At 30.6% G+C, this 10289-nt stretch carries 14 protein-coding genes; all 14 read left to right on the top strand.

Annotated features, from left to right (window positions below):
* Positions 1-2 precede the first annotated feature (2 nt).
* On the top strand, positions 3-953 hold the full coding sequence (locus tag B5E79_RS05970; protein WP_087297328.1) for a DUF3991 and TOPRIM domain-containing protein: 951 nt from the start codon (positions 3-5) through the stop codon (positions 951-953).
* Positions 954-1004: 51 nt separating this feature from the next.
* Positions 1005-2003, top strand: a complete 999-nt coding sequence (locus B5E79_RS05965; protein WP_087297327.1) for a DUF4238 domain-containing protein — start codon at positions 1005-1007, stop codon at positions 2001-2003.
* 100 nt (positions 2004-2103) lie between these two features.
* On the top strand, positions 2104-2316 hold the full coding sequence (locus B5E79_RS05960) for a hypothetical protein (RefSeq protein WP_087297326.1): 213 nt from the start codon (positions 2104-2106) through the stop codon (positions 2314-2316).
* A complete protein-coding gene (locus B5E79_RS05955; RefSeq protein ID WP_087297325.1) occupies positions 2316-2513 on the top strand; it encodes a DpnD/PcfM family protein in 198 nt (65 codons plus the stop codon). Before B5E79_RS05960 ends, B5E79_RS05955 begins: the two co-directional genes overlap by 1 nt.
* A gap of 232 nt (positions 2514-2745) precedes the next feature.
* On the top strand, positions 2746-3087 hold the full coding sequence (locus B5E79_RS05950; RefSeq protein WP_087297324.1) for a plasmid mobilization protein: 342 nt from the start codon (positions 2746-2748) through the stop codon (positions 3085-3087).
* Complete coding sequence (locus B5E79_RS05945) at positions 3087-4442, top strand: relaxase/mobilization nuclease domain-containing protein (RefSeq protein ID WP_087297323.1); 1356 nt, start codon at positions 3087-3089, stop codon at positions 4440-4442. The genes B5E79_RS05950 and B5E79_RS05945 overlap by 1 nt, the downstream gene beginning before the upstream one ends.
* A 47-nt stretch (positions 4443-4489) precedes the next feature.
* On the top strand, positions 4490-4789 hold the full coding sequence (locus B5E79_RS05940; protein WP_087297322.1) for a hypothetical protein: 300 nt from the start codon (positions 4490-4492) through the stop codon (positions 4787-4789).
* Positions 4790-4807: 18 nt separating this feature from the next.
* Positions 4808-5062 carry a DUF3800 domain-containing protein gene (locus B5E79_RS05935; protein ID WP_087297321.1) on the top strand — a complete coding sequence of 85 codons (255 nt, stop codon included), beginning with the start codon at positions 4808-4810 and terminating at the stop codon, positions 5060-5062.
* A 229-nt stretch (positions 5063-5291) separates the two neighbouring features.
* Positions 5292-6032: a PcfB family protein gene (locus tag B5E79_RS05930; protein WP_087297320.1), complete on the top strand. Its 741-nt coding sequence runs from the start codon at positions 5292-5294 to the stop codon at positions 6030-6032.
* 6 nt (positions 6033-6038) lie between these two features.
* Positions 6039-6947, top strand: a complete 909-nt coding sequence (locus tag B5E79_RS05925) for a hypothetical protein (protein WP_087297319.1) — start codon at positions 6039-6041, stop codon at positions 6945-6947.
* Entirely contained in the window at positions 6947-7150 is a 204-nt protein-coding gene (locus tag B5E79_RS05920; RefSeq protein WP_087297318.1) for a hypothetical protein, read from the top strand. Before B5E79_RS05925 ends, B5E79_RS05920 begins: the two co-directional genes overlap by 1 nt.
* Positions 7137-8915, top strand: a complete 1779-nt coding sequence (locus tag B5E79_RS05915; protein WP_087297317.1) for a VirD4-like conjugal transfer protein, CD1115 family — start codon at positions 7137-7139, stop codon at positions 8913-8915. Before B5E79_RS05920 ends, B5E79_RS05915 begins: the two co-directional genes overlap by 14 nt.
* A gap of 153 nt (positions 8916-9068) precedes the next feature.
* Positions 9069-9353: a glutamyl-tRNA amidotransferase gene (locus B5E79_RS05910; protein ID WP_343286454.1), complete on the top strand. Its 285-nt coding sequence runs from the start codon at positions 9069-9071 to the stop codon at positions 9351-9353.
* A gap of 31 nt (positions 9354-9384) precedes the next feature.
* A complete protein-coding gene (locus tag B5E79_RS05905) occupies positions 9385-10215 on the top strand; it encodes a VirB6/TrbL-like conjugal transfer protein, CD1112 family (RefSeq protein WP_087297315.1) in 831 nt (276 codons plus the stop codon).
* Positions 10216-10289 lie beyond the last annotated feature (74 nt).

The raw sequence follows: 10289 nt of genomic DNA, 5'->3' as shown, positions 1-10289 counted from the left end.
AAATGAAAAAATATTTAAAGCCTGAAGAACTAGCAATGGTGAAAAAAATTGATCTATTAACTTATTTATCAAATTATGAACCTAATGAGCTTGTTAGAAAATCACATAATGATTATGTCACAAGAACACATGATAGTCTGCATATGACTAATGGCATGTGGATGTGGTGGTCCAAAGGAATAGGTGGAAAAAGTGCATTGGATTATCTGATAAAAGTTTGTGACATGTCCTTTTTAGATGCTGCATTTTTGATATATAGATGCATCACAGAAAAGCCACCTGTTTATCAAAAAGCATATCATATGAAGCAACAATCTTGTGACTTTAAATTGCCAAAAGTATGTTCTCAATCAAAAAATATGTTTAATTATTTAGTCAATGAAAGATGTATTGATAAAGATATTGTCGATTTCTATTATCTAAGAGGCTATATCTACGAATGTCAAAAAGATCATTCAGTACTCTTTATAGGGTATGATGAAAAAGGTAAAGAAAGATTTGCATCTAAAAGAGCAACCAATGATAACTGGAAAAAAGATGTGTATGGAAGTGATAAACACTATAGTTTTAGACTTGTTAATGCAACAAATGATGTCCTTCATGTGTTTGAAAGTCCAATTGACTTAATGTCATTTCAGACTTTAGAAAAACAAAAGGGCAGATCTTGGAATCATGAAAACTATTTGTCATTGGGTGGTGCATCAAATTTTGGAAAGAATATTGAAAATTCAGAATTGCCAATAGCATTAGAATATTTTTTAATGAATAATAAACAAATAAAAGAAATCATTTTACATCTTGATAATGATAGAGCAGGTTATGAAACAAGTGAAAAGATTAAACATCATTTAAGTGGAAGATATGAAATTTTTGACAGAAGTCCAAAGAAGTTTAAAGATATAAATGAGATATTGTTGAATAATTCAATGATGAAAAAAACAATGTTAAGGTAAATATTGTTTTCGTAAAGGTATAGTGAGATAATTTAATAGAGGTGACTCCGAATGAATTACACTAAGAAACAACATTATGTTCCACAGTTTTATTTAAAATATTTTTGCATAAATGAAGACAAAATAAATGTATATTTAAAAAAAGAAAATAAAATTTTAAAAAATCAGTTGATTAGAAATGTAGCTTGTGAAAATGATTATTTTGATATTTCTTTAGATAAACCAACTTCTCCATTGTTAGAGGAAGTGATTAAAGGTATCGATTTTAAAAATAAAAAGTTTGAGGATTATGTTCATACAAACAATATGGAAAAATTTTTTTCAGAATTAGAATCTGTTATGGGTAATATTTTTTCAAAATTTAAAGAGTATATTTTAAATGAAAAAAATATAAATACAGTTATTCCATTTTCACAATTTTTTGAAACTCGAAAATATATCATTTTATATATTTTAATTCAATATATGAGATCTCCATTGTATAAAAATATGTATATCAAAATTTACAATGCAGTTAATGAAATTTGTGGAAATAATGGCATAAAAAATTTTAATAATAAAAAAATTGATATTGGTATTCATGATAATGATGATGCTAAAGTACATCATATAAGACAAATTGGAGAATTAGATAACTATAATGCAAAGATGATGTGCATAGGGGAAATGACTTGTGATGTTTTGATAAATAAAACGGAAGAAACATTTATTACAAGCGATTCTCCTATATGCACTTTAAAAAAAGTAGATGATAGTCATTATAAATATTCTATTTTTAAAAAAGGGGACTGTAATATGATTATTTTTCCATTGTCAACGGAAATTTGTTTAGTTTTTAAAACATCTCCTTTATTAAGTAATGATTGGTATATTAAATCTTGTAGTGATGTTAAAAAGGTTAAGAAAATTAATACACTTATTTATCAAAGCTGTCAAAATCAAGTGTATACCTATGTTGATGAATTAAATCTTTTAAAAAATGTTGAACTGGTTTTTAGTAAAGTAACAGTCAATGTAAAAAATAAGAACATATGCCTACAATTATTATAATTGGTAGAAAAATAACTGATTATTTAAGATTAGAGTATAAAGGTAGAAGCAATTTCTAAAAAAGAAGTTGCTTTTTCTTTTGTGTAAATTTAGAGAGGAGATGGTTGATTTGATTAAAAAAATCATAAAAGAAATACAAAAACTAGAACAACAAAAGCAATTAAAAATTGAAAAAAGAAATCAGTTAGATAAAGAAATTAACATCATGAATTTAAGATTAAAAGATTTAAATAATTTGAAAAATCAGTATGAAAAACTTGAAAAGAATACTGATTCTTTTTTTGAAAATATAAGGAATGGAGATGAAACATAATGGCTAAATATAAAGTTGAAATTACAGAAATATTACAGTATCAGGAAATCATTGAAGCAGAAAATGAACAGGAAGCACTTATCAAATTAAAAGAAAAATATCGAAATGAAGAACTTGTTTTAAATGAGAAAAATTATATAACGACAGAATTTAAAGTTATTGAAAAAGTAAGAAAACGTGATGATTATGCTAGATAGCTTACTTTCGTTAGGTAAATTAGGACTCATAATAAAAGATACCTATTTCTATGTCGTAAATTGTAGCAAGCAAGGACTTTTGATGGCAAAAGTCAGCTTGTTAGGGGAAATCCCCCTAATACCCCAAGAAAGGAGTGAAGAGTGATGGAATGGTTGAAATTGTTGGGAGTGTTTGAACTAGGAGCATTATGTGGAGTTATTATTATGTGCATTATACAGGGTGGTAGATATTATGAAAGTGAAAAGAAAAAATAGAATAGAAATCAGATTAAGTGATGATGAATTAAATCATTTGAATGTGGCAGTCGCTAAAACAGGACTTTCAAGAGAAGCATATCTTCGTTTGATTATTCAAAAGATTGTACCAGCTGAAAAGCCCTATCCGGATTTAAAAGAAACCATTTATCAATTAAGAAAGATAGGAAATAACATCAACCAAATTGCAGTGATTGCCTATAAGACTGGCTCCATTGATGTCATGAAATATAAAAAGAATTTTGAGGAGCTTCAAAAACAGATTCAATATGTTTTATATGTCAATGGTGAATACAGAAAAGATGAGGTGGATATATAGTGGCAACAACTTCTATGTGGGCTGTCAAGTATAGCTTGAAGGATGTCCTTGATTATGTTGTTAATCCAATGAAAACAGAAAACAAGGATTTCAATGATTATGAATTTCAGGGACTTGAAAATGTTATCGAATATGTAGAAAATGATTTCAAAACTGAAAAGCAATTCTATGTTAGTGGTGTCAACTGCAGTCCTTACAATGTGTATGATCAGATGATTCAAACAAAGAAGGCGGCACATAAGGAAGATAGTGTTCTTGCCTTTCATGGTTATCAATCATTTGCACATGGAGAGGTGAGTGCAGAAATGGCACATGCCATTGGTGTAGAACTTGCTCAAAAGATGTGGGGCGATGAATTTGAAGTATTGGTGACAACGCATTTAGATAAGGAACATTATCATAATCATTTTGTAGTAAACTCTGTATCTTGGGCAACACATAAAAGATTTTTAAACAAGCATAAGGATTATGATAGATTAAGACGTTTGTCTGATGAAATCTGTAGAAAATATCGTTTGAGTATTATTGATAATCCAAAGAAAGGAAAGCATTATAGTGAGTGGTTGGCTGAAAAACAAAAAATGCCTACTAGACGAACACTTATGATAGATGATGTTGATAGAGCCATCAACAATTCAATGACCTTCACACAATTTATTAGATATTTAAAATTCATGGGATATGAAGTTAAAACAAATGTCAAGTATATAGCTATCAGACCACCGGGTGCTGAAAAATTTTTCAGACTTCATAATCTCACCAAAGATGAATCATATAGTGAGGAAAATATTAAACTTCGTATTTTGAATAATGGTATAGGGCTAAAAGGAACAATCCAAGAAGTTAAACCAAGAATATATCACTATCAGGGAAATATTAAAAAATCAAAAAAGATAACAGGATTTCGTGCACTGTATGTTCGTTATATGTTTGAAATGGGAATATTGCCTAAGAACGCACCTCATAAAAGAAGGGTGCATTTTTTATTGAGAGAGGAATTAAGATACATGGATCAAATAACAAAGGAAGCGACTCTATTGTGTAAAAAAAGAATTGAAACAGTTGATGATTTAAAAAAAGAAGAATCAACTGTCAAGAATAGACTGGAATCACTTATTAAGGAACGCAGATGTATTTATAACAAAATTAGACGTTGTAAAAATCCTGATACAAAAGAGAAACTTCAAAGAGATGTGTATAGTCTTTCTGAAGAAATCAAGGAATTACGAAAGGAGGTGAGGCTTTATGAGGGAATAAAAAATCGTTCATTGAAGATGAAAGAAATTATCAAAGCAATGAATGAAAGACAAAATGATACACAATTCAACAGATTATATAGAAATACAGAACGATAAATGATAGAATGTAAAAAGACTATTAACGAGAAAGAGGAAATCATATAATGATATTATTTGTTGATGAAACAGAATGTGAGGATTACTTTATAGTTGCAGGTTTATTAACAGATTCTAAATTAAAAACAGATGCAACATTTAAAAAATTCACGAAGAAGGTAAAGAACTTTCCCATTTCTCCAAAAGATAAAGAAAAAATCTTTACAGAGTTTAAATCAGTAATACTAGATAAAAAATATCAAAGGATTAAAGTGTGTATGCTTGAACATATAAGCACAATGAATTATTCCATTTATTATGCTATTTATAAGAAAAAAAGTAAATCGTTTTATCAGCAAGAAAAGTAAAATGTCTATATTTCGTTATTGAATAAAATTGTTTCACAAATTGATTGTGAAATTGATATCATTTTTGATACATTTAATAAAACTGATTTTGAACTAAAAATAATCGAGTCAATAAAACAAAATAATAATGTTTTATCTATTGTCCAACAGGATTCTCGTTTAGAATATGGTTTACAATTTATAGACAATATATGTAGTATTATACGTCATCATATTTATGAAAAAGACAGTACATTATATTATCTTCTAACGAATTATCGTTCAATTGAATAGTATTATGTCATTAGTTGACATAATGAAGAATTAATGGTATATTGTGTTTAGAAAGAGAGTATACTCTTATAGGTATGGTTTTCTTGCCTCTTGTGGCGGGATGTGCAGATTGATGCGGAGCCATACCTTTTTCTATACAGTTTTATCAATTTTTAATCTTAAGCGATGATTCAATTCATCGTTTTTGTATTTCTAAATATTTGAATTTCAACAAAAGGAGCGTGAAAAAATGACTACAGGTGGGGAAACAGCTGATCAGATGACAAGAATGACCTTGCAAGGCATTGAAGTTGCTGCCAATGTTGCACTCAAAGCTGGTGGTATGGCATCTAAATCTTTAGCAGCAATGCTTTATGCTATTTTGACGGACAAGAAAAAAGTTAAGGGAAAAGCAAGACTTAATTCCATGTTGAAGTCTGGAAAGGAATTGAAAGTCTTTGCTATTCATCATAATGATTTGAAGGTTTTCTGTCAGGAAGCAAAACGCTATGGTGTTATGTATTGTGTGCTGAAAGAAAAAAACAACATTGATGGGATATGTGACATTATGGTAAGAGCAGAGGATGCATCGAAAATCAGTCGAATAGTTGATAAATTTGAACTGGCAACTGTCGATGCAAAGACAATTAATGATTATGCTACTTCAAAACAAAATCAGGCATTTAAGGATGTTCCTACAATGAGTGATGAAGAGCATGATAAACTTGTGCAATCATTAATGAATTCAATGAAGAAAGAAGAAAAGAGCTTTTCTGAAAACCCGACTACTGCTCGAACGACAAAGGACGCCAGTCCGTTCGAGCCTACCTCAGTCAAAGCAGGAAAAGAACCAAATATTATTGATAAGCGTCCATCGGTGAGAAAAGAACTCAATGAAATCAAGAAACAGCAAGAAAAGAAGACGACTGTCAAACAACAGAGTCAGCATAAGAATATCAAAAGGAAAAAAATCAAGAAGAAAGTGAGGTAACATTTCATGGAAAATATTTATGCAATGCTAAATAAAAATGCTCAAAGATCAAATGAAAGAAAACAGCCAAGATTATCTAAAGAGGAATATGCAAAACAGATGAAATATAAACGAAATCATCTGTATAGACTAGCAGAAGTTCAGTCTGGTGAAGTTGTTTCTTCTCCACAGAAATATCTGCAGTTTTTAAATCTCATGGCAAGATTGGATTATACGATTACGAATACTCTTTTGATTATGGCACAGAATCCTGATGCAAAGATGCTGAAGGATGGCAAACATTGGCGTGATAGTGGATTTTATATAAAAAAGGGAGCAAAGGGTATACAGATTCTAGAACCTACCGGTGAATACCAAAGAGAAGATGGTTCATATGGAGCAAACTTTAATGCGAAGTACCTTTTTGATGTTTCACAGATTAATACAAAGAAAATATTATATAATGCACCACAAATGAATGTTGCAAACATGATTAATGGTTTGACATATCTTTCACCAGTGGCTTTACAACAATTGGATACCTTTGATGGTGGTGAACCTGTATTTTATTCACCTGATGCCAAATGTATCTATTATGCTAATAACTTGAGTCCTACACAGTTGATTCAGGGACTTGCAAGAGAATACTGTCATGTGGAATTCGATAAACAGTATTCTGATTATAATCGTGAAAACAATCAATTTTTTATTGAAAGTTCGGCTTATATTCTTTGTCAAAAATATGGTATACCTCATCATGATATTAAATTTGCTGATCAAGTGACTCAATACTTTTATGGTATGGAGTTAAAAGACATAAAAAAAGAATTGGGAAATATTAAGAGTTTATGTGAAGATGTTAGTGAACGTATTGATAGAGGTATCTATAAATCTCAACAAGAAAAAATTCAACAAAGAAATGATGTGAGCAGATAATGAGTTTATTTTCATCAAAAGAAAAAACAGTCTGTATATATGTAACCGACTGTGAAAGAAGAATTATTATTTACGCTCTAAAAAAATTACGAGATGAACAGATTAGAGAGAATAAGAACTATGATTTCATTGAAACAATCATTGCTAAATCAGCGAAAGCAAATATAATGAAAGGAATAAGAAACAGTCATGAAACAAGATAATCGTGATGACCTTGTACTTTTTGTTATAGGTTTTATACCTGTAATATGGTTTAGCCTTAAAATTGCTCCTTATATTGATGATGGACTATTGAATGCTTTACCGTATATCAGTGAAGCAATGAATAGTCCTTTTTCTATTGTATGGAGTAAGGGTAGTTTACGAACAATAAGTTTATTTATTATTGTTTATGTATGTGGAACGGGGATTTATCTTTCTAATAAGAGAAACTATCGCCGTCAAGAAGAATATGGTTCAGCAAGATGGGCAAACAATAGAAGTGTCAATAAAAAATATGCCAATAAAAATTTTTCACAGAATAAAATTCTAAGTCAAAATGTTCGTATTGGACTTGATGGGAAAAAACACAGACGTAATCTGAATACAATTGTCATTGGTGGAAGTGGGGCTGGAAAGACGAGGTTTTATGGAAAGCCAAATCTAATGCAATGTAATACAAGTTTTGTTTGCCTTGATCCAAAAGGAGAGCTTTTAAGAGATACTGGTTATCTTCTAGAAAAGGAAGGGTATGTCATTAAAGTTGTTGACTTGATCAATATGTCAAAGTCACATTGTTACAATCCTTTCGAGTATATCAAGGATGATAAAGATATCTTAAAACTGATTACTAATTTGATTAGAAATACAACCCCAAAAGGAAGTCAAACGAATGATCCATTTTGGGAAAAGTCCGAAACTGCCTTATTAGAAGCATTATGTCTTTATTTATTGCATGAAGCACCTAAGGAAGAACAGAATTTTACAATGGTCATGGAAATGATTGTTGCAGCCGATGTACGAGAGGACGATGAAGATTATCAAAGTCCTCTAGATGAACTGTTTGAAAGACTTGAATTAAGAACCCCCAATAGTTTAGCCTTAAAACAATACAAGATATATAAACAGGCAGCCGGGAAAACAGCGAAATCAATTCTTATAAGTGTTGGGGTAAGATTAGCAGCTTTTAATCTTGAAAGTATTGCTTCGCTAACAGCTGTTGATGAACTTGAACTCAATCTAGTAGGAGAGAGAAAGACTGCCATTTTTTGTGTCATACCAGATAATGATTCAACATTCAACTTTATAATTGGAATGTTGTATACTCAATTGTTTCAGATGCTGTATTGTCAGGCAGATATAGTTCATGGTGGAGAATTGCCTGTACCTGTTCACTTTTTAATGGACGAATTTGCTAATGTCGCATTGCCAGATGAATTTGATAAATTGCTGAGCACCATGCGTTCAAGACAAATATTTGTATCTATTATTATTCAAAATCTTGCTCAGATAAAAGCACTGTATAAAGATTCATGGGAAAGCCTCATAGGTAATTGTGACACTTTATACTATCTTGGTGGAAATGAACAATCTACTCACAAGTTCCTTAGTGAATATCTTGGTAAGGAAACGTTGGATACAAATACGTATGGCAAATCAGGAGGAAAGAATGGGAATTATTCTACCAATTATCAGCAGACCGGAAGGGAACTTCTGGCACCTGATGAGGTGCGACTATTAGATAATGATTATTCATTGTTGTTTATACGTGGTGAACGACCAATCTTTGACAAGAAATTTGACATCTTGAAACATCCTAATGTGAAATATACAAAAGATGGGGAAGCTAAGCCTTATGTGCATGGAAAGATAAATCATGTGATTGATGATTGGCAGAATATTCTTCTCACTGATGAGGACTATGAACTTTATTCAGATGAGGATATTGAAGAATATTTTAAGGAACTTTTAAGAACAGAAAAAGAGTAATATAAAAATTTTGGTATTACGCAACAAATAATGAATATGTCATTGTTCAGGTGTAGTGAGATTAAAAAATCATCACTACACTTTTTTATTATTTAAAAATGAATCGGAGGAAAAGTAGATATGAATTATATAAAATTTTCTAAAAAATTAAGAATGTTATTTTTAGCATATGTTTTGAGTGTTTTATTTCTTAACTTTGGAGCAACTCCAGTATTTGCAGATGGAGATCCATTAACTGTGGTTAATAATTTATCAACTTTTATTTTTAGCTTGATTAGAGCTATTGGTATGATTTTACTGGGATTTGGTGTTGTTCAGGTTGGTTTAAGTTTGAAAAGTCATGATCCGTCGCAACGTGCCAATGGTTTTTTAACTCTAGCAGGAGGGATTATCATTACTTTTGCAAAAGAAATATTAAATCTCATTGTTGGTGGTTAATTCCATATATGGATAAAGTGAGGTGAACATAATGGGTGGAATCATTGATAATCTCACCAATGCAATTAATATTTGGAATGAGAAGATGGCAGAAATATGGATTTTGTTGACACAAACACCTCAAAATTTTAAGGGTGGTCATATATGGGAAATCATTGTGAAGATACATGGTACTTTAACGGCAATTGGTTTAGCGTTGCTTGTCTTGTTTTTTGTCATTGGAATGGTAAGAACTTGTACCAATCTTACAGAAATCAAACGTCCAGAACATGCATTACGATTGTTTTTAAGATTTGCCATTGCAAGAGGCATTGTCGTGTATGGAATGACTATCATGACAAAAGTATTTGAAATCATTCAAGGTATTACATCCAAGATTATGTCTACAGTGAGTGCAGGTAGTGCAACAACTACAACAATTCCTGAGGAAATCATTAAGGCTGTTGAGGATTGTGGATTTCTAGAAAGTATACCAGTATGGGCAGTGACATTACTTGGAGGAATATTCATAACAATATTGTCTTTTATACTTATACTGACAGTCTATGGAAGATTTTTTAAATTATATATGTATACAGCAATAAGCCCAATACCGTTATCAACATCAGCTTCAGAGAATACACAGTCTGTAGCATTGACTTTTTTAAAAAGTTACATTGGTGTTTGTTTGGAAGGAACAATTATTGTATTAGCATGTATTATTTTTTCACAGTTTGTAGCTTCTCCACCTGTCATTGATAGTTCATCATCAGCTATTAGTATGTTATGGACATATATTGGAGAAACAATTTTCAATATGCTTGTTTTAGTGGGAACAGTTAAGATGAGCGATCGTGTTGTGAAAGATATGATGGGGTTATAAATTTTCTTTTCAATCTTGTTGAAGAATTGTATAATTGATTTGAATTATTTATATTTTAAAAAAAGTACGTTCAT

The organism is Massilimicrobiota sp. An134, assembly GCF_002160815.1.
Classification (GTDB): Bacteria; Bacillota_I; Bacilli_A; order Erysipelotrichales; family Coprobacillaceae; genus Allocoprobacillus; species Allocoprobacillus merdigallinarum.
Note: the sequence above shows the minus strand (reverse complement) of the source record. Positions and strands in the feature narration are given on the sequence as shown.

Coding starts and splice junctions, on each gene's coding strand:
- B5E79_RS05970 (WP_087297328.1), top strand. CDS start 3: ATGAAAAAATATTTAAAGCCTGAAGAACTAGCAATGGTGAAAAAAATT.
- B5E79_RS05910 (WP_343286454.1), top strand. CDS start 9,069: ATGTTATTTTTAGCATATGTTTTGAGTGTTTTATTTCTTAACTTTGGA.
- B5E79_RS05925 (WP_087297319.1), top strand. CDS start 6,039: ATGGAAAATATTTATGCAATGCTAAATAAAAATGCTCAAAGATCAAAT.
- B5E79_RS05915 (WP_087297317.1), top strand. CDS start 7,137: ATGAAACAAGATAATCGTGATGACCTTGTACTTTTTGTTATAGGTTTT.
- B5E79_RS05940 (WP_087297322.1), top strand. CDS start 4,490: ATGATATTATTTGTTGATGAAACAGAATGTGAGGATTACTTTATAGTT.
- B5E79_RS05920 (WP_087297318.1), top strand. CDS start 6,947: ATGAGTTTATTTTCATCAAAAGAAAAAACAGTCTGTATATATGTAACC.
- B5E79_RS05930 (WP_087297320.1), top strand. CDS start 5,292: ATGACTACAGGTGGGGAAACAGCTGATCAGATGACAAGAATGACCTTG.
- B5E79_RS05905 (WP_087297315.1), top strand. CDS start 9,385: ATGGGTGGAATCATTGATAATCTCACCAATGCAATTAATATTTGGAAT.
- B5E79_RS05950 (WP_087297324.1), top strand. CDS start 2,746: ATGAAAGTGAAAAGAAAAAATAGAATAGAAATCAGATTAAGTGATGAT.
- B5E79_RS05960 (WP_087297326.1), top strand. CDS start 2,104: ATGGTTGATTTGATTAAAAAAATCATAAAAGAAATACAAAAACTAGAA.
- B5E79_RS05955 (WP_087297325.1), top strand. CDS start 2,316: ATGGCTAAATATAAAGTTGAAATTACAGAAATATTACAGTATCAGGAA.
- B5E79_RS05965 (WP_087297327.1), top strand. CDS start 1,005: ATGAATTACACTAAGAAACAACATTATGTTCCACAGTTTTATTTAAAA.